At 65.5% G+C, this 18738-nt stretch carries 18 protein-coding genes; 11 read left to right on the top strand and 7 right to left on the bottom strand.

The window, feature by feature from the left end:
* Positions 1–199: 199 nt before the first annotated feature.
* From RJT48_RS07065 to RJT48_RS07055, 3 genes are all read left to right on the top strand, one after another.
* A complete protein-coding gene (locus RJT48_RS07065; RefSeq protein ID WP_345784742.1) occupies positions 200–403 on the top strand; it encodes a DUF5822 domain-containing protein in 204 nt (67 codons plus the stop codon).
* 264 nt (positions 404–667) lie between these two features.
* Positions 668–1612 (top strand): hypothetical protein, encoded by a 945-nt coding sequence (locus RJT48_RS07060; RefSeq protein WP_311171567.1) that lies wholly within the window; start codon positions 668–670, stop codon positions 1610–1612.
* A gap of 96 nt (positions 1613–1708) precedes the next feature.
* The gene (locus tag RJT48_RS07055; RefSeq protein WP_311171566.1) at positions 1709–2557 is read left to right on the top strand and encodes an eIF2B alpha/beta/delta subunit family protein; all 849 of its coding nucleotides are present in this window, start codon (positions 1709–1711) and stop codon (positions 2555–2557) included.
* A 28-nt stretch (positions 2558–2585) separates the two neighbouring features.
* On the opposite strand, the gene RJT48_RS07050 is transcribed toward RJT48_RS07055, so the two are convergent.
* Complete coding sequence (locus RJT48_RS07050) at positions 2586–3077, bottom strand: GNAT family N-acetyltransferase (RefSeq protein WP_311171565.1); 492 nt, start codon at positions 3075–3077, stop codon at positions 2586–2588.
* 62 nt (positions 3078–3139) lie between these two features.
* Positions 3140–3424, bottom strand: coding sequence for a DUF5779 family protein (locus RJT48_RS07045; RefSeq protein ID WP_311171564.1), 285 nt, complete (start codon positions 3422–3424; stop codon positions 3140–3142).
* A 437-nt stretch (positions 3425–3861) separates the two neighbouring features.
* On the opposite strand from RJT48_RS07045, the gene ddfA reads away from it, so the two are divergent.
* The gene (gene ddfA, locus RJT48_RS07040) at positions 3862–4125 is read left to right on the top strand and encodes a DdfA family disk-determining factor (protein WP_311171563.1); all 264 of its coding nucleotides are present in this window, start codon (positions 3862–3864) and stop codon (positions 4123–4125) included.
* Between the two features lie 253 nt (positions 4126–4378).
* Here the strand turns inward: ddfA and RJT48_RS07035 are convergent, their stop codons facing one another.
* Positions 4379–6187 carry a PKD domain-containing protein gene (locus tag RJT48_RS07035; RefSeq protein ID WP_311171562.1) on the bottom strand — a complete coding sequence of 603 codons (1809 nt, stop codon included), beginning with the start codon at positions 6185–6187 and terminating at the stop codon, positions 4379–4381.
* 615 nt (positions 6188–6802) lie between these two features.
* Between RJT48_RS07035 and RJT48_RS07030 the strand changes: the two genes are divergently transcribed.
* The 7 genes from RJT48_RS07030 (at position 6803) to leuB (ending at position 15070) form a co-directional block, all read left to right on the top strand.
* Positions 6803–8074 (top strand): LeuA family protein, encoded by a 1272-nt coding sequence (locus RJT48_RS07030; protein WP_345784741.1) that lies wholly within the window; start codon positions 6803–6805, stop codon positions 8072–8074.
* Between the two features lie 436 nt (positions 8075–8510).
* Entirely contained in the window at positions 8511–10289 is a 1779-nt protein-coding gene (gene ilvB, locus RJT48_RS07025; protein WP_311171561.1) for a biosynthetic-type acetolactate synthase large subunit, read from the top strand.
* Positions 10286–10969: an acetolactate synthase small subunit gene (ilvN, locus tag RJT48_RS07020; protein WP_311171560.1), complete on the top strand. Its 684-nt coding sequence runs from the start codon at positions 10286–10288 to the stop codon at positions 10967–10969. The genes ilvB and ilvN overlap by 4 nt, the downstream gene beginning before the upstream one ends.
* On the top strand, positions 10966–12015 hold the full coding sequence (gene ilvC, locus RJT48_RS07015; protein ID WP_311171559.1) for a ketol-acid reductoisomerase: 1050 nt from the start codon (positions 10966–10968) through the stop codon (positions 12013–12015). The genes ilvN and ilvC overlap by 4 nt, the downstream gene beginning before the upstream one ends.
* Positions 12016–12070: 55 nt before the next feature.
* The gene (gene leuC, locus RJT48_RS07010) at positions 12071–13492 is read left to right on the top strand and encodes a 3-isopropylmalate dehydratase large subunit (RefSeq protein ID WP_311171558.1); all 1422 of its coding nucleotides are present in this window, start codon (positions 12071–12073) and stop codon (positions 13490–13492) included.
* Entirely contained in the window at positions 13489–14097 is a 609-nt protein-coding gene (leuD, locus tag RJT48_RS07005; RefSeq protein ID WP_311171557.1) for a 3-isopropylmalate dehydratase small subunit, read from the top strand. Before leuC ends, leuD begins: the two co-directional genes overlap by 4 nt.
* Positions 14090–15070 carry a 3-isopropylmalate dehydrogenase gene (gene leuB, locus RJT48_RS07000; RefSeq protein WP_311171556.1) on the top strand — a complete coding sequence of 327 codons (981 nt, stop codon included), beginning with the start codon at positions 14090–14092 and terminating at the stop codon, positions 15068–15070. The genes leuD and leuB overlap by 8 nt, the downstream gene beginning before the upstream one ends.
* Before the next feature lie 45 nt (positions 15071–15115).
* Here the strand turns inward: leuB and RJT48_RS06995 are convergent, their stop codons facing one another.
* The 4 genes from RJT48_RS06995 to RJT48_RS06980 are packed head-to-tail and all read right to left on the bottom strand — an operon-like array spanning position 15116 to position 18543.
* On the bottom strand, positions 15116–16297 hold the full coding sequence (locus tag RJT48_RS06995; protein ID WP_311171555.1) for an inorganic phosphate transporter: 1182 nt from the start codon (positions 16295–16297) through the stop codon (positions 15116–15118).
* A gap of 27 nt (positions 16298–16324) precedes the next feature.
* Positions 16325–16783 carry a YeeE/YedE family protein gene (locus RJT48_RS06990; protein WP_311171554.1) on the bottom strand — a complete coding sequence of 153 codons (459 nt, stop codon included), beginning with the start codon at positions 16781–16783 and terminating at the stop codon, positions 16325–16327.
* The gene (locus RJT48_RS06985; RefSeq protein ID WP_311171553.1) at positions 16784–17341 is read right to left on the bottom strand and encodes a YeeE/YedE family protein; all 558 of its coding nucleotides are present in this window, start codon (positions 17339–17341) and stop codon (positions 16784–16786) included. It abuts the gene before it with no gap.
* A gap of 8 nt (positions 17342–17349) precedes the next feature.
* Positions 17350–18543, bottom strand: coding sequence for an MBL fold metallo-hydrolase (locus RJT48_RS06980; RefSeq protein WP_311171552.1), 1194 nt, complete (start codon positions 18541–18543; stop codon positions 17350–17352).
* Positions 18544–18738: the final 195 nt, after the last annotated feature.

Below are 18738 nucleotides of genomic sequence, written 5' to 3'. Positions count from 1 at the left end.
TGCCGAGCAACCGCTGACCGACGCGGGACCGCTCCTACGTCACAGGACCGCTGGCCGCGCTATCGTACATAAACGTCCGCGTCGGTCGAGTCCGCGACTAACCGCCGCGAACCGGCACCGCTTTGGGGCGGCCGACGAAGGCCCGAACGTGCAACCAGTCGAGACCACAGACCCCGAGGGGGTCGACTACGGGTGGGTGATGCAGACGACGTTCGTCCTCACCATCCTCGTCGGCGCGCCGATCGTGGCGGTGCTCTCGCTCGGGACTCCGCTCCCCACGTGGGCCGCGCGGGTCGAGTTCGCGGTGCGCGTGGGCGCAGTGGTCTGGGTCGTCGTCGCGCTCGCGGTCTTCGGCTACGCGTGGCGATTCGAAGCTGGAGACGGCGGACGCGATTCCGACTAAGTGTCGCTGTACGCCCACAGGTGCGAGTCCTCGACCTTCCGTTTCAGAATCCGATCCGACGAATTTCTCCGACACGGTGCAGGATGCACAGCACGTCCTCCGCGAGGGATCCGATCTGGAGATCCGTTTTCCCGATTACTGTCGACGACCCCAGCAGCACAGCAAAATAGCCAAGGCATTCATCACCTTCTTTCATAATCAATGACCGGTCGTCTGCAATGGAGGGTGGCCTTTTTTGGATTATTTGTCCTTGCAGTTCCGGCGATGAGCTTGGTGGGAGTTGCGGTGTTGGGCGCCATCCGCGAAGGGGGATCTATCGTTCTCGGCGGATTGTTCCTCCTGATCGCCCTTTTCGCTCTCCGTGGCATCGTGGTCGAACTCCGCATCGTCCAGGCTGCACCGGGGATCGAGTCGATCGAACGGACCGAACTCTTCTGGACCGCCGGTGCGATTATGCTTGGTGGCTTCGTAACCTTCGTGCTTGTCGTCGAGGGGCAACTGACCCCGGTGGTTGCCGCGAGCCTCACAGGCCTCTCGGCAGTCGTTGTGCGGCGTCAGCTTGCCGTTCCAGCCTACTGTGGGGCATTCGTGGGGATGACCTCCCCAACCCTGTTTCCGACCTACTGGCAGGGCCTCGTCGCGGCAGTACTGGCAGTCGCGGTCTTTCTTCTGGCCAACCCGGTGTTTCACGGGGTGGGAGGGAAACTCGGGACTACCGCCTTCGTCGGGGCCGCCCTCACGGTCCTTGGGACACAGACGTGGTTTCTGAGCGATCCGCTGCCGGCGGCGAGTACTGCCGGCCTCGTGGTACTGTGTTCGGTCGTCGCTGCGGTGGCTACCTTCGTACTCCACGACCGATCGTCATTTGAACCGGTGTCGGCGTCCGGTACTGTCGGGATACTTGGCGGGCTTGCACTCCCGTGGCTGTTCCCAGCCGTTGGCGAACTCCTGGCAGCGGCAGTCTACGGAGCCTCGTTTGCGGGGATGAGCGACTCGACCCGGATTCCGGACGAACGCTGGATGGCGCTGGCAGGTTTCGCTGTCGGGCTGATACTGGTATACTCCGCCCCGTATCTGGGTGGATCTGGTGGCAAACTCGGGACGATTGCATTCGTTTCGTGTCTCGCTGTCTATGGACTGTTGGAGTCGCTCCACCGCGTGCTCACGAAGACGCAGATCGAACGACTGTCCCGCAGGGATATCTCCTGACCCGACATCCGGGGACGGTGTGAAAACTACTGTCGCCGCCGGGGCGGCCCGGCGTCCCGTCGGAAAGTCTTTGACCCGAGTCGCCGACGTGTCAGTATGATCGACGAGACGATCGCGGAGATCCGGGAAATGCAGACGCACAGTTCGTCGGTCGTCGCGGTCAAGGCGACGCGGGCGCTCTCGGAGCTTCTGGAGCGCGATCACGCCACCGTCGAGGAGTTCGAGCGCGACCTCGAACGCAACGCCAGCGCGCTCAAGCGGGCGAACCCCTCTCACGCCTCGCTTTTCAACGCTATCCAGACGGTCGTCGTGAACGTCGTCGATCGGAAGGACAGCGTCGAGGAGGCGAAATCCCTCCTGGACGAAGTGATCGACCGTGTCGTCGAGGACGTCCAGCAGGGGAAGTCCCGCGCGGCCGACAACGCAGTGTCGCTCTTCGAGGCGGGTGGGACGTTCCTCACCCACGACTATTCGTCGACCGTTCTCGAAGCCGTCGAACGGGCCGTGGGCGATGGCGCAGATTTGACGATGTACGTAACGGAGGCCCGACCCCGCTTTCTCGGGCGCAAGACTGCCCGCCGCCTCGCCGACGTCGACGGGGTCGATCCTCACCTGATCGTCGACGGTGCCGCCGGGACGTTCCTCGCGGAGTGTGATCGGGTCGTCGTCGGGATGGACTGTATCGTCGACGACACGCTGTACAACCGGGTCGGCACCTACCCGATCGTCGCGACCGCGAACCACCTCGACGTCCCGGTCACGGTCGTCGGCTCGGCGGCGAAGGTCGTCGAGGGGAGCTTCGTCTTCGAAAACGAGATCCGCTCGTCGGCGGAAGTCTCCCTGGAGCCGATCGAGAACGTCGTGATCGAAAACCCGGCCTACGACGCGACCCCGGTCGAACTGATCGACGAAGTGATCACCGACAACGGCGTCGAAAACATCTGAAGGCACGACCCGCTTTCTGCCGCGCCCCTCACTCGCCGACGACCGAGCGCCGGAAGAACTCGGCGAACTTCTCCCGCAGGGAGGAGTTCTCGCCCAGTCGGAGGTAGTACGCGTCGCCGCCGTCCTCGTAGTAATCGGAGATTCGGCGCTTGATCTCGAAGCCGAGGTGCTCGTAGAAGGACAACGCCGATTCGTTCGTCGCTCGCGCGTGACACGAGATCGAATCGTGGTCCTGGAGCGCGGCGGCGACAAGCCGTTTGCCGTACCCCTCGCCGCGGTACTCCGGGGCGACGGCCAGAAACAGGATGTACCCGTCCCGCCGAACCGACGCGAACCCGACGAGTTCGTCGTTCTCGAAGAGGAGATGATCGCGCGCGCGGCGATAGGCATCGACGAAGAAGGCCCGGCGCTGCTTGAGCACGTTCTCGCGTTCCCGGATGCGCTCTTTGAGGTCCCAGGTCTCCTCGACGTACTCCGCGGCGCCCGGGGCGTCCACCCGCACCTCGACGTTGACGCTCACACCGTCGATTAGAACCAGGACCGATATAAATCCGCCGTCCGCGGTGGCATCCCCGTGGTGTCCTAGAGGCGGTCGGTGTTGACTTCGATTCCCGGGGGCGTCACGACCAGGAATTCCCGGAAGTGGGTGAGACCGCCACCCATATCCCGGACCGAGCGAGCAAATCCCTTCGCGAGTTCGTTGAGGTCGCCCTCGACCGAGAGGACGAGGACGTTCCCCGCCTCGACGGTCTCGACCCACTCCGTCGGCTCTGTAGTCCCGTCCAGGATACCGAGCACCACGTCGCCTTCCGGTTCGTCGTCGAGATGTTCCTCGGCCTCCGAGAGGTTCAGATTGAAGTCGCTCATACCCGGGTAGACGGAAAGGGGGACGAAAAGGATTCGGACGTTCCGAACTCACCGGAGGCATCGACATCCGGCTCTGATTTCCCAGCCGGCTCACGTTCCGATGTCGCCTCCGGTACGGCTCTATCGAGCATCCGCCGTCATTATATCATCACAAATGGATAATCCGCTCGATAGGTGAGAGTGTCATAGAAGTATCAACAAGGAGATTCTTCCGCTTGTAATTCGCTGAATAAGCTCTTAGAGTGCGTTTGGGTGGTGAACCCCGGAATTTCTACCAGGTCACGGAACTGTTTCGATAGCCTTGCGAGATGGAACACGCGAATGCAACATCAGCGTTGATTCCGGTTTTGATGTTTGCGGGATGTTTATTTCGGGAAAATTCTGTTAATGAGAAAGTCTGACGGAACTTTATATATAATATACACTTAGGTAAGTATATGGCAACTAAAATACAACAACGGAACCTCCCGACCGAGAGTGACGCGGCCTTGAGTGCTCTCGTCGTGGAAGCAGTGAGTGCCGCGACGGAGACGCCAGTCGATGAACTTCCGCCCTTGTACCAGGTGATCGATCCCGATGCTCTCGATGTGTTGTTCTCCGGCCGCCACACAGATGGTTCCGTGGAGTTCCAGTACGCTGGACAGACCGTGACTGTCTCTGCGGATCGAACGGTAAGTGTTTCTCCAGTCGCTAACCCTTAGGATCGGCCGGCCAATCCGCAGGTATATTGAGCATCCGCGAGCGGAGGAAGTCGGTCTCTTTTTGTTTCCCCGTGAGACGCAAGCGTCTCACGAGCCCCCACTTCGCTCAGCGGGACAGGTTTTTACAGGGAGGACGAGACGGCGGAGCCGTCTCACTTCCCCACGCTCCACCGTGCGTGGGCGACGAGTGGGAAACCCTCTCCGTCGTGTCCAGGTGACCGTCGGATCCCACGGCTTCGCTCCTGGGCGGACGTCAGTTTTCTCCCCGACTGGTGAGTGCGTATACCGCTCCGCCAATACTGGTGACGGCGGCGGCGATTCCGAACCCCGGCGCACTGCCCTCGGTCTCTCCAGTTGTCGAGTTCACGACTTCCGAGTCGGCGGTCGTTCCAGTTGCTACCGAGGTTGGATCAGCGGGTGTCCCCGTTGTCTCTGATTTCGATGCGGGGGACGACTGCGTGGTGGTCTCGGCGGTTGATTCCGAAGCGCCCGCGTTCGAATGCCCGCCGACAGTGATGCTCGTTGTCGTTGTCGCAGCACGGCCTTTGCTGTCGATCGCTCGGAGCGTCACCGAGTACTCGCCAGGATCGGAAAACTGGTGTCTTACCGCCTCTCCGGCGGCAGTCTCCCCGTTGGCGAACTGCCACGTGTACGCGAGAATTTCGCCGACACCGAGGGTGGACGGACTCGCGTCGAACTCGATCGCCTCACCCGGCGCCGGGTGCTCGGGGGTATACTCGAACGTCGGTCGGAGGCCGAGTTCCTGCCCGAAATCGGTCACGTCCTCGCCATCGAGGCTCCGCCTGTGGAACTCGACGATGTCGTCGATGGCTGGCCGTGGTGTGTGACTGACGCCCTCGTAGACGTTGAACTGTGCGTCGACACCGGCCTCCTCGTAGGCCCGCTGGCAGGTGGGGAACCGGTCCGCGACCATATCCTCTCCGTAGACGTCGAGCGCGATCTCCCGCATCTCCCGACTCCAGGCGTCGTCGTACGGGATCGTATCGTTGCCATCGTCTTCCCCCATATAGAGGAACTGGTTCGTGGCATCGAGGGCTTCGAGGTCGACAGTGTCGCCGGTGAGCGCTTCGACGTCCGCGATGCCGATATGGAAGGGTAGCCGGTGGCCGTCGGCTTCCTCGATGGGAAGCATCGCAGTTCCGTTCAACCCACCGGCAGTGACGGAGCGCACCCGGTCGGGATGCAGGAGGGTGAACCGATCGACGAAGTTGCCGGCAGCGGAGAAGCCGTTGAGCAGCAGCTGGTCGTCGACCGGATAGGACTGCTTTTCGAGTCGGTCCCCGGCGTCTTCGACCATCCGCAACAACTGGAGATCCACACGCTCTATGGGACCGTCGTCTATCTGCATCGTCTGGCGATCCAGCGCGTGGACGTAGTGACGCCAGTCGACGGGTTCAGATCTCGGCCGCGGGAACACCGGCACCAGCAACGGGACGGCAAGACGGTCAGCGATCGTCCGCGAGGTTCCGTTCCGGATACGATCATCGGCGGACTGTCTCTGGACCTCGAAGTCGTCGGTCGCCTGCCCGCTGTTGGTCGGTTGGACGAGAATCGAAACGGACTGCTGGTCGTCGACCCGCGGTGGGGCGTAGAGATAGTACGGGTAGTTGAACCCCGAATCGGGGTCCGGTTCGACGAACGTCGGCTCCACCCCGGAAACGAGTTCCGGCGGGTTCTCGACGCGTACCTCCGCCGTTTCGCGTGCGATGCCCTGGCCGTCGGCGTCGTAGAGGTTCGCGGAGACGCGCTCGGTCTCGGATAACGGCGGCAGCAACTCCACCTCGTAGTCCTCGAGGACAGTCCCCGCCGCCAGTTCGGTGGCGCCGCCGATCACATTCGAATCGGAGTCACGGACGACGAATCGGGCAGCGACGTCTGTTGCGACTCTCTCTACTGTTACCGCTGTGCCGTTCGTGCGCTGGTGGGTGAACGTGATCGAGGACTCGGAGACGTCTTCGTCGGTTGTACCCGCAGATCTACCGGGCACAGTCGCTCCAAGCAACACGGTCCCTGCAGCAGACAATGCGTCACGGCGTTTCATCGGGGACGACCCCCTGCCGACCGGTCCGCGTTCGCAGTGTTGCCCACCCGGGGCTGGCGTTGCTTCCGATCCGACTCGTCGCACTGGGGCCCCCCGAATGGTAGATTGGGCGGCGTTCTGGCGGCGATGACGACAGCCACAGTGTTTCTGTGGAGACTGTTTGTGGCCTGCTCTCGCTGTACCATACGAGTCCACCATCTCCGGGATAGGTGCTAAAACAACCCTTTTTACTGACATATATTCCCTGAGAGACCTGCAAGCCGTTACAAGAACGTAATGTACGCCGACACCGGAGGGATGGGGATTTTGGAGCAATTGCACCCCGGGACTCGATCGCCACCGCCTGCACTTCCGTGGACATTCGTCCACTCCTCGCCGCGCGCGAGCCGGATTGCTGACTCATCTGCCCATTTTCGGCGGGAATCGCGCCGGATCGGAAGCGATCACACGGTCCTTTGACCTGACAGTGGGAATCAGCGGATAGGTTGGCACGGACGCCCGATACCCGACGGAACGGCCTCCTCTAAGCCGTTGACGCGAACTCCGCCGTTCGGAAACTCCACTGTCGCTATCGCCGCCGTTCCGCGATTCTGCCATCCACAGCGAAAGGCTTTAATATCGTTCCACGGCAGGGGACAAACACAATGTCTCACGACACGGAGGCTCAGTCGGACACCCCGGCTGGTCGAGTTCTTCCAGGGCACATTAGCCCACATAACTGAATCCGAGATTGACGAAGTACGGATTTTCGACACCACGCTCCGCGACGGCGAACAGTCACCACGCACCTCGTTCGATTACGAGGAGAAGCGTGACATCGCGGCGACGCTCGACGAGATGGGGACCCACGTTATCGAGGCGGGCTTCCCGGTCAACTCCGACGCCGAGTTCGAATCGGTGAGCGACATCGCCGCCGCGACGAACACGACCGTCTGCGGGCTGGCGCGCGTCGTCGACAAAGACGTCGAGGCCGCACTCGACTCCGGCGTCGGGCTGGTCCACGTCTTCGTCAGCACGAGCGACGTCCAGCTGGCCGATTCGATGCACGCCTCCCGCGAGGAGGCCGTCGAACGGGCCGTCGCGAGCGTCGAACGGGTCAAAGACGCCGGCGTCGAGGTGATGTTCTCACCGATGGACGCCACCCGAACCGACATCGACTTCCTGGCCGAGATCCTGGGCGCCGTCGACGAGGCGGGCGTCGACTGGGTCAACATCCCGGACACCACCGGAGTCGCGACGCCGACGCGCTTCGCCAGTATGGTCCGCGAGGTGCGAAAGCACACCGACGCGCGGATCGACGTCCACGCCCACGACGACTTCGGGCTGGCCACCGCAAACGCGATGGCCGGCTTCGAGGCGGGCGCCTCGCAGGCGCAGGTCTCGGTCAACGGCATCGGCGAGCGCGCCGGCAACGCCGCCTTCGAGGAGGTCGTGATGTCGGCGGAGGCGCTCTACGACGTCGACACCGGCATCGACACCACCCGAATCACCGAACTGTCGCGGATCGTCGAGGAGGCAAGCGACATCCCGGTCCCGGGCAACAAACCGGTTGTGGGCCAGAACGCCTTCTCACACGAGAGCGGGATCCACGCCGCGGGCGTCCTCGAGAACAGCGACACGTTCGAGCCGGGCGTGATGACGCCAGAGATGGTCGGGGCCCAGAGGGAGTTCGTCCTCGGCAAGCACACCGGCCGCCACTCGGTGCGCAAGCGCCTGGAGGAATCCGGGTTCGCGCCGAACGAGACCGAGGTCACCGAGGTCACCCGACGCGTCAAGGACTACGGGGCCGAAAAGGAGCGCGTCACCGTCGAGGTGTTGACGCGCTTCGCCCGCGACGTCGGCGTCGACCGCGCCGACGACGAAGAGGAGGAGGAGGTCCGCGCCTGATGGCCCAGGCCCCGTTCGCTCGACCCGACGAGCCACGGGTACACCGTCGACTGACTCCGGCCACGGGCAACCGAACACGTAGCGGTAGGTGCAGGCGAGGAAAAGCTCGAAACGTTAATTACGGACGAGGAGAATCTCGTAGGTACGATGCGACGACGGCTCATCCACGCGACGCCCGCCGCCACGAAGACGGCGGCGTCCGCGCAGCGGCCGTCGCCCGGCGTCGGCGCCGACGTCGATTCGCGGATCATTGTAGGGGCGTCCTAGCCCCGTATCCACAGTTTTCGTCCGCTCGACTCCGTCCGCACTCACCCTGTGACCGACCAGCGACCGTCATCACTATGACCCACGCCCGATCCACACGACCGACCCCGACGTATCGCACGCAAACCGAACTGACACGTACCCACCGACCGCCAACAGGAGGTGATCACCGATGAGCAAACAGGCACCAGCCGATTCCGAGGAGGCGACCGCCGACACGTCAGATGCGGCTGCCGAATCGACGGAGACGGAAGAGCGCACGCCAGTGACGACCGGCTCCGAAGCCGTCGTGCGCGCCCTCGAACAGGAGGGCATCGAGGCGGCGTTCGGCGTCCAGGGCGGGGCGATCATGCCCGTCTACGACGCGCTGTATCACTCCGACATCCGGCACATCACGATGGCCCACGAGCAGGGCGCGGCACACGCCGCCGACGCGTTCAGCGTCGTCAGAAACGAGCCCGGCGTCTGCCTGGCGACGTCGGGGCCGGGCGCGACGAACCTGGTCACCGGCATCGCCGACGCGAATATGGACTCCGACCGCCTGCTCGCGCTCACCGGGCAGGTCCCCTCGGACATCGTCGGCTCCGACGCGTTCCAGGAGACCGACACCATCGGGGTGACGGCACCGATCACGAAGCACAACTACTTCGCGGACGACCCCGACACCGTCGGCGACACCGTCGGCGAGGCGATCGCGCTGGCCGACGAGGGCCGTCCGGGCCCGACGCTCGTCGACCTGCCGAAGAACGTCACGCTCGGTGACAGCGATGGCGACGTCGCGCCGGCCGAACCGCCGGCGACGACCCGGCCGCAGTACGTCGCCGACGAGGAGAACGTCGAGGAAGCCGCCGCCGCCATCGAGGCCGCCGAACGGCCCCTCTTGCTCTTCGGCGGCGGCGTCATCAAGGCCGACGCGACCGACGAGGCGCGGGCGTTCGCCCGCGAGTACGAGATCCCGGTCGTGACGACGATGCCGGGCATCGGCTCGTTCCCCGAGGACGACGACCTCTGTCTGTCGTGGGCGGGGATGCACGGCACCGGCTACGCGAATATGGCGATCACGCACACGGACCTGCTGATCGCCGTCGGGACCCGCTTCGACGACCGCCTGACCGGCGGGATCGACACGTTCGCGCCGGAGGCGGAGGTCATCCACATCGACATCGACCCCGCGGAGATCTCGAAGAACATCCACGCGGACTACCCGCTGATCGGCGATGCGGGGATCGTCATCGACCAACTCGACGACGCGCTGACGACGGAACCCGACGCCGACGAGTGGCGCGAGCAGTGTCTGACCTGGAAAGACGAGTACCCGATGGACTACGCGACGCCGGACGACGAGCCGCTGAAGCCGCAGTTCGTCGTCGAGGTGCTCGACGAGGCGACCGACGACGACACCATCGTCACGAGCGGCGTCGGCCAGCACCAGATGTGGGCCTCCCAGTACTGGACGTACACCGAGCCGCGGACGTGGGTGTCGAGCCACGGGCTCGGAACGATGGGGTACGGCCTGCCGGCCGCCATCGGCGCGCGCGTCGCGGCCGACGACGATCAGGACGTCGTCTGCGTCGACGGCGACGGCTCCTTCCTGATGACGATCCAGGAGCTGTCGGTGGCGGTCAGAGAGGAGATGGACATCACCGTCGCGGTGCTGAACAACGAGTACATCGGGATGGTCCGCCAGTGGCAGGACGCCTTCTTCGAGGGCCGCCGGATGGCCGCGGAGTACAACTGGTGTCCCGAGTTCGATATGCTGGCGGAGGCGTTCGGCGCCCGCGGGTGGCGCGTCGACGACTACGACGAGGTCGCAGACGCCGTCGAGGAGGCCCTCGCGTACGACGGCCCCTCCGTGATCGACTTCCACATCGATCCGGCGGAGAACGTCTACCCGATGGTGCCCTCCGGCGGCGCGAACGGCAAATTCGCACTCACGGAGGACCAGCTATGAGTTCCGACGAGACCGACGAGACGGACGACGAGCTACCGAAACACGGACTGAAGGGGCCGGAACCCGACGAGCGGCCGCACCCGGAGGGGCGGCGGAACTCCCAGGGGATCCGTATCGATCCCGAGGCGGAGGCCGAACCCGAGATCCGGCGTGCGGTGCTGTCGGCGCTCGTGGAGGACGACCCCGGCGTGCTCTCGCGCGTCTCGGGGCTGGTCTCCCGGCGGCAGTTCAACATCGAGAGCCTCACCGTCGGCCCGACGACCGTCGAGAACCACTCGCGGATCACGATGGTGGTCGAGGAGTCCGAGCCGGGCATCGACCAGGTGAAGAAGCAACTCGGAAAACTCAAGCCCGTCATCGCCATCGGTGAACTCGACGACGACGCGGTGCGGACCGAACTCGTCCTCCTGAAGGTCGAGGGCGACGAGCCCGACAAGGTCCACGCCGTCACCGAGATGTACGACGGCCAGACCCTCGACGCCGGCCCGGAGACGATCACCGTGCAACTGACCGGCGGCGAGCAGGAGATCGACGACGCGATCGACGCGTTCCGGCAGTTCGGGATCATCGAGATCGCCCGAACCGGCTACACGGCGCTGGCACGCGGGAATCAAGCGACCGTTCCGGGCGAAAAGCCCGGGACCGCGGACGAACCAACACAACCGACGAACGTACAATGACAGACTCAGAGCTGAACACGACAGTGTACTACGACGACGACGCGGATCGCTCCCACATCGACGACAAGACGGTGGCCGTCATCGGCTACGGTAGCCAGGGCCACGCCCACTCACAGAACCTCGCCGAGAGCGGGGTCGACGTGGTGGTCGGCCTGCGCGAGGATTCCTCCTCGCGCGCGGCGGCCGAAGCCGACGGCCTGCGGGTCGAGACCCCCGCCGACGCGGCCGCGGAGGCCGACATCGTCTCGATTCTGGTGCCGGACACCGTCCAGCCGGCGGTGTTCGAGAACATCCGCGACGGCATCGAGGCCGGCGACACGGTCCAGTTCGCCCACGGCTTCAACATCCACTACAACCAGATCCGCCCGCCCGAGGACGTCGACGTGACGATGGTCGCGCCGAAGTCTCCCGGGCACCTCGTCCGCCGGAACTACGAGTCCGGCCAGGGCACGCCCGGCCTCGTCGCAGTCTACCAGAACGTTACGGGCGACGCGCGCGAGGAAGCGCTGGCGTACGCCCACGGAATCGGCTGTACCCGCGCGGGCGTCATCGAGACCACGTTCCGCGAGGAGACCGAGACCGACCTCTTCGGCGAGCAGGCCGTCCTCTGCGGCGGGATGACCGCCCTCGTCAAGGAGGGCTACGAGACGCTCGTCGACGCGGGCTACTCCCCGGAGATGGCGTACTTCGAGTGCCTCAACGAGATGAAGCTCATCGTCGATCTGATGTACGAGGGCGGCCTCTCGAATATGTGGGACTCCGTCTCCGACACCGCCGAGTACGGCGGCCTCACCCGCGGCGACGACGTCATCGACGACCACGCCCGCGAGCGGATGGAGGAGATCCTCGACGCCGTCCAGGACGGCACGTTCGCCCGCGAGTGGATCGCGGAGAACCAGGCGGGCCGCCCCTCCTACACCCAGTTGAAGCACGCCGAGGAGACCCACCACATCGAACAGGTCGGCGCGCCGCTGCGTGACCTGTTCGCGTGGGCCGACGAGGAATCCGACGACGCCGAGACGGCAGAGGCAGCCGCGGACGACTGACGATGACGATGAGAGTATACAAAAAGACGACACCGAACCGAACGGGGGAGCGCAGATGAGCGAAGGAACCCTGTACGACAAGGTCTGGGAGGAGCACACCGTCTCCGAGCTGCCGACCGGACAGACGCAGTTGTTCGTCGGCCTTCATCTCATCCACGAGGTGACGAGCCCGCAGGCGTTCGGGATGCTCGAAGAGCGCGGCCTGGAGGTCGCCTATCCCGAACTCACGCACGCGACGGTCGACCACATCGTCCCGACGGCGGACCAATCGCGCCCCTACAGCGACGACGCCGCCGAGGAGATGATGAGCGAACTCGAAGAGAACGTCCGCGGGGCGGGCATCGACTTTTCCGATCCCACCTCGGGCGAACAGGGCATCGTCCACGTCATCGGCCCCGAGAAGGGACTCACCCAACCTGGCAAGACCATCGTCTGCGGCGACTCCCACACCTCGACGCACGGCGCCTTCGGCGCCCTGGCGTTCGGGATCGGGACGAGCCAGATCCGCGACGTCCTCGCGACGGGGACCGTCGCGATGGAGAAAAAGAAGGTCCGGAAGATCGAGGTCACGGGCGAACTCGGTCCCGGCGTCGAGGCCAAGGACATCATCCTCGAAGTGATCCGCCGTCTCGGCACCGAGGGCGGCGTCGGCTACGTCTACGAGTACGGGGGCGAGGCCATCGAGAACCTCGATATGGAAGGCCGGATGAGCATCTGCAACATGTCGATCGAGGGCGGCGCCCGCGCGGGCTACGTCAACCCCGACGAGACCACCTACGAGTGGCTCGAAGACACCGACTACTTCCAGGAGAACCCGGAACGGTTCGAGGAACTCAAGCCCTACTGGGAGTCCATCCGCTCCGAGGACGACGCCGTCTACGACGACGTCGTCACCATCGACGGCGCCGAACTGGAGCCCGTCGTCACCTGGGGCACCACACCCGGCCAGGGGATCGGGATCAGCGAACCCATCCCCGAACCGGAATCGCTGCCGGAGGACAAACAGGACACCGCACGGCGCGCACAGGAACATATGCGCGTCACCCCCGGCGACACGATGGAGGGCTACGAGATCGACGTCGCCTTCCTCGGGTCGTGCACGAACGCCCGGCTTCCCGACCTGCGCCGGGCCGCGAGCATCGTCGAGGGCCGGCAGGTCGACGAGGACGTCCGCGCGATGGTCGTCCCCGGCAGCCAGCGCGTGAAGGCCGCCGCCGAGGCCGAGGGCCTCGATGAGATCTTCGAGGCAGCCGGCTTCGAGTGGCGGAACGCGGGCTGTTCGATGTGCCTCGGGATGAACGAGGACCAACTGGAGGGCGACGAGGCCTGCGCCTCCTCCTCGAACCGGAACTTCATCGGCCGGCAGGGTTCGAAGGACGGGCGGACCGTCCTGATGAACCCCCGGATGGTCGCCGCGGCGGCGATCGAAGGGGAAGTGACTGACGTCCGCGACCTGAAGGAGGTGGCTCGCGTATGACCGACGAGATCCCCGAGATCGACTCCGTCACCGGATCGGGCGTTCCGATCCGCGGCAACGACATCGACACCGACCAGATCATCCCGGCGCGGTTTATGAAGGTCGTCACGTTCGACGGCCTCGGCGAGTTCGCCTTCTTCGACCTGCGGTTCGACGACGACGACAACCAGAAGGACCACCCGTTCAACGAACCGCAGTTCCAGGACTCCTCGGTGCTCGTCGTCAACGCGAACTTCGGCTGCGGCTCGTCCCGCGAGCACGCCCCCCAGGCGCTGATGCGCTGGGGGATCGACGCCATCGTCGGCGAGTCCTTCGCCGAGATCTTCGCGGGCAACTGCCTCGCGCTCGGCATCCCCACGGTCACAGCTGACCACGAGACGATAGAGGAACTCCAGGCGTGGATCGACGAAAACCCCGACGAGGAGATCCACGTCGATGTCGAGGAGGAGAGCGTCGCCTACGACGATACCACCGTCGAGGCCACGGTCGACGACGCACAGCGGCGGGCGCTCACCGAGGGCGTCTGGGACACGACGGCGCTGATGAAGTCCAACGCCGACGCGGTCGCCGAAAAGGCCGCCGAACTCCCCTACACCGATGTCTGAGCAGATCGCCGTCATCGAGGGCGACGGCATCGGTCGGGAGGTCGTTCCCGCGGCCGTCTCGGTCCTGGAGGCCGTCGGCGGCTTCGAGTTTGTCGAGGCAGAGGCCGGCGACGCCGTCAAAGACGCGACGGGCGAGGCACTCCCGGCGGAGACCTACGAGACCGTCGCCGAGGCCGACGCGACGCTGTTCGGCGCTGCCGGCGAGACCGCAGCCGACGTCATCCTCCCGCTCCGGGAGGCCGTCGGCTCCTTCGTCAACATCCGGCCCGCGCGGGCCTACCCCGGCGTCGACGCCGTCCGGCCGGAGACCGATCTGGTGTTCCTGCGTGAGAACACCGAAGGAGTCTACTCGGGCCACGAGGACCGCCTCTCCGAGGACCTCTCGACGCTGACGCGCGTGGTCACCACCTCGGCCTCAGAGCGACTGGCCGAGTACGCCTGCGAGTACGTCACGGACCGCGGCGAATCGGGTTTCCACGTCGCCCACAAGGCGAACGTGATGCGCGAGACCGACGGCCGCTTCCGGGACGCCGTCGTCGACGTCGCCGACTCGGAGGGGGTCGACGCCGAGGAGGTCCTGATGGACGCCTTCGCGACCCGGATCTGTCTCGACCCCGAGCAGTTCGACGTCGTCGTCTGCCCGAACCTCGCGGGCGACGTCCTCTCGGACCTCGCGGCGGGCCTCGTCGGCGGCCTGGGGCTGCTTCCCTCCGCGAACGTCGGCCCCGACAACGCGCTGTTCGAGCCGGTCCACGGGACCGCGCCCGACATCGCGGGCGAGGGCGTCGCGAACCCCTCGGCGGCGATCCTCTCGGCGGCGATGCTCTTGGATCATCTCGGCTACGACGAAGCCGCAGCGGACGTCAACGATGCTGTAGAGTCCGTTCTCGCGGACGGCCCGCGGACCGCCGATCTCGGCGGGGAGGCGGGAACCGCCGCGGTCACCGAAGCGGTTCTCGACCGGCTGGACTGACCTGCAGCGAGCGATCCTTTCGTCCGTTCGATCTCGATCTCGCCGTCAGACCACCTGAAGCGCGCAGCTCGCGCCGTATCCGAGCACGAACGCGATCCCGAACGACCCGGCCCACGCGCCCACGGTGACGCCGATCTTCCGAGCGCTGATCGCGTCTCTCCCGCCGACGGCCGCGCCACTGCCGATGATCGCGCTCACGATGATCTCGTTGAACGAGACCGGCACGCCGAGCAGGACGGCCACCTGGGCGATCAGAAACGAGGGGACGAGCGCCGCGATCGAGCGCCGCGGCCCGAGCGACGAGTAGTCCTGCGCGAGCGATTTGATCATCCGCGGGGCGCCGGTCCAGGAGCCGACGAGGATCCCGAGACCGCCGCCGGCCAGGACCCAGATCACCGGGATCGGGCCGACGTCGCCCAGAAGGGGCAGCAGCGGACCGACGGCCAGCCCGACCTGGCTGCCCCCGGCGGAGAAGGCGACGAGCGAGCCGAACGCGAGCAGCACCCGCCGGAGCCCGCCGGCCCTGTCGCGACGGACGTCCCACCAGACGATCGCGGCAACCGCGGCCGCGACGGAGAGCGAGACAGCCCACGGAAGCAGCGGATGGTCGGTTCCGAGCGTACGCCCGCTCAACGCCACGAGCGAGCCCGCCGTGCCACCCGGTCCGAGCCCGGTGAACTGCAGATTGGCGACGACCGCGCCGACGAGGGCGGCAAGCGGCGGGATACTGAACCGTTCCGGGACGTCCTTGCGAGGGAGCACGCTCGCGATCGCGTAGGCGATCCCGCCGCCGACGAACGGCGTCAGGACCCAGACCGCGCCGATCTGGCGGTACTTCGGCCAGACGGGAGTGCCGCCCAGCGCGAGGCCGACGCCGATCACTGCGCCGGTCACGGTGAAGGCAGTCGCGATCGGATAGCCCGTCTTGATGCCGATCGCCATCAGTCCGGCGCCGATCAGGAGGACGACGATGACGGCCTCCGCCGGGAGGCTGACGCCGCCGACGAGCCCGCGACCGACGGCCTCGGAGACGTTCGCCCCCTGGATTACCGCGCCGGCGAACCCGAAGATCCCGACGACGAACGCCGCGCGCATCGTCGAGATCGCGTTGGCGCCGACGGCCGGCGCAAACGGCGTCGCGCCGCTGGATCCGGCGCCGATGACCCACGCCATAAACAGACTTGCGAGTCCGGCAATCAAGAAGAGAGCGAGTACAGAAAGTTCCATTAGTAGTTGAGAATTGAGAACGAGTAGTTAGTCCGCACCCGCAGCGAGGGGTTCAGTATCGGCCGTTCGACTCCGCCAGTAGCCCTGGACGTAGGCGCCGATGAACATCCCGGCGAGCGCCCAGAGGATCGTGACGTTGCCGACACCGAGGCTGGCGTAAGCCGCACCCGGACAGATGCCGGAGAGCCCCCAGCCGACGCCGAAGATGGCGCCGCCGACGAGGACGTTCCGGTCGAAGGACTTCAGTCGGCGCTCGTAGGGGGCGCCGGTAAGCGGCGCGGCGTCTCGAATCCGAGGGAGCAGCGCGAAGGCAACGCCGGAGACGATGGCGGCCCCGAACATAACGAACGGAAGGCCGAGATCCTCGAACAGGAGGAAGTTCAGCACGACCTCCGGGCGCGCCATGTGGCTGAACCCGAGCCCGAACCCGAAGATCAGGCCGCCGACGAAGATCAGCGGCTTGAACAGGGGATGGCGGTCGGCCATCTACGGGCTCACCCCCAGTGCGGCGACGACCTGTGCCGTCCCGATTGCCACCGTCAGGAACGTGACCACGCCGAGGATGGACGTCTTCGATGCCGAGCCGACGCCACAAACGCCGTGACCGGACGTACAGCCCTTGCCGACACGGGTGCCGATGCCGACGAGGATGCCACCCAGGAACAGTCGCCACGGCTGGACGTCGGTCATCCACAGCGTCACGCCGCCGACCTCGTACAGTTGTCCGGTCGTTCCGGGCTCGTACAGGGAACTCGTGACCAGGCCGGACTGGAACGTCGCGGCGAAGGCCAGCGCGCCGAGGATGATCCCGGCCGTGAACACGAGCCGCCAGTCCCGGGAGCCGACGTACTGCTGGAACCGCGGCAGGTCGGAGACGTACGACAGCGTCGACTCGAGGAACGTGCTCGCCCCGGCGGGGATACCCGTCCCGAGGTAGATCACGACGGTGCCGAGGCCGACGAGCAGTCCGCCGACGGCGTAGCGACTGATCCCGTTGGGGAACAGCTCGGCGACAACCTGTGCGAAGACCGGATCAGTCACCATCGGCGGTCTCAGTCACCCGCAAGCGACTCTTGGCTCGCAGCGCAGTTGTTCGGGCCGAGTTCGAGCGTGAACGCCTCCTCGTCGTCGACGGTGTTCTGGCCGAGGTTCGTCGCGATGATGTCCTCGTAGTTGGCCGGCCGCGGCGGCATGTCCGAGAGGATCAAGTCGACGAAGTCGTCCTCGTCCATCCGCAGCGCGTCCATCTCTTCGACGAGGTCGCCGATCGGGGCGGTGTACGTCCCGTCGTCGGCGGGCTCGGCGGCGTCGCTGAAGTGCGCCCCGCCGATCAGCGTGTCGTCGGGAAGTGTCAGCACGCGCTCCTGCAGCGACTCGTAGAGCAGCCGCGCCGCATCGGGCGCGCCCTCGTCACCCTCTTCGAGGTCCGGGCGGGCGACGCTCTCGACGAACAGCCCGTCGCCGGTCGCAAGCAGGCTCCCGTCGACGAGATACGAGGTCATTCCGGTCGTGTGACCGGGCGTGTAGACGGTTTCGATGGTCGCGTCGCCGACCTGGAACGTGTCGCCGTCGGCTGCCGTCGTCAGGTCGTCGGCGTAGGTGACGCCGCGGTCGACGGCGTTTTCGGGAATCACGCCCTCGACGCCTTCCTCGTCGAGGTTGCGGACGCCCGAGATGTGGTCTGCGTGGATGTGCGTATCGAGCGCGTACGTGAGGTCGACGCCGAGGTCCTCGGCGTCATCGAGATACCGGCCGGTGAACGCCCGGAGCGGATCGATGATCGCCGCTTCGCCGTCGTCGTAGAGCAGGTATCCGAGACAGCCCGAGGACGGCCGCTGGTACTGCAGTAGCGTCCCCGCGCCGTCGTACTCGGTCACTTCGACGGCCTCGTAGATGCTCGCCCAGCCGTTCATTCCGTCTTCGAGGTGATTGACTTCGTAACCGCGTTCCGCGAGGGTCCCAGCGACGTACTCGCTTGCGCCGCCCTTCGCACACAGGACGGTCACTTCACGGTCGTCGGGGATCCCATCGAGGACGTCGTCGTCGACCTCCTCGTCGAGGAACTCGAAGTAGGGGACGTTGATCGACTCGACGTTCTCGCCGTCGATGTGCCACTCCTCGTACTCGGAGGTCATCCGCGTGTCGAGGAGCGTGACCTCTTCGCCCGCGTCGATACGATCCTTCAGCGTCTCCGGGGCGACTGTCTCCACGTCGGCGTCCGGAGTCGGGAAGTCTTCTGGATTCATATAGTGCATTCCCTCGTACCGGACGGAGATACTAAAGAGTTTGTATAGTAATCCGCTAAATACACAATACCATTCGTGGCGGTTTTACAGATAATAGCGTGATTACCCGCGTGTATGTGTGGAATAGGGTCGGACTCGGCACCTGAGAGTAATTCACAGTCCGTACAAGAATCAACATTCTTTTAACCGGGTAGA

It is taken from the genome of Halobellus ordinarius (genome assembly GCF_031823395.1).
Taxonomy (GTDB): Archaea; Halobacteriota; Halobacteria; order Halobacteriales; family Haloferacaceae; genus Haloquadratum; species Haloquadratum ordinarius.
Note: the sequence above shows the minus strand (reverse complement) of the source record. Positions and strands in the feature narration are given on the sequence as shown.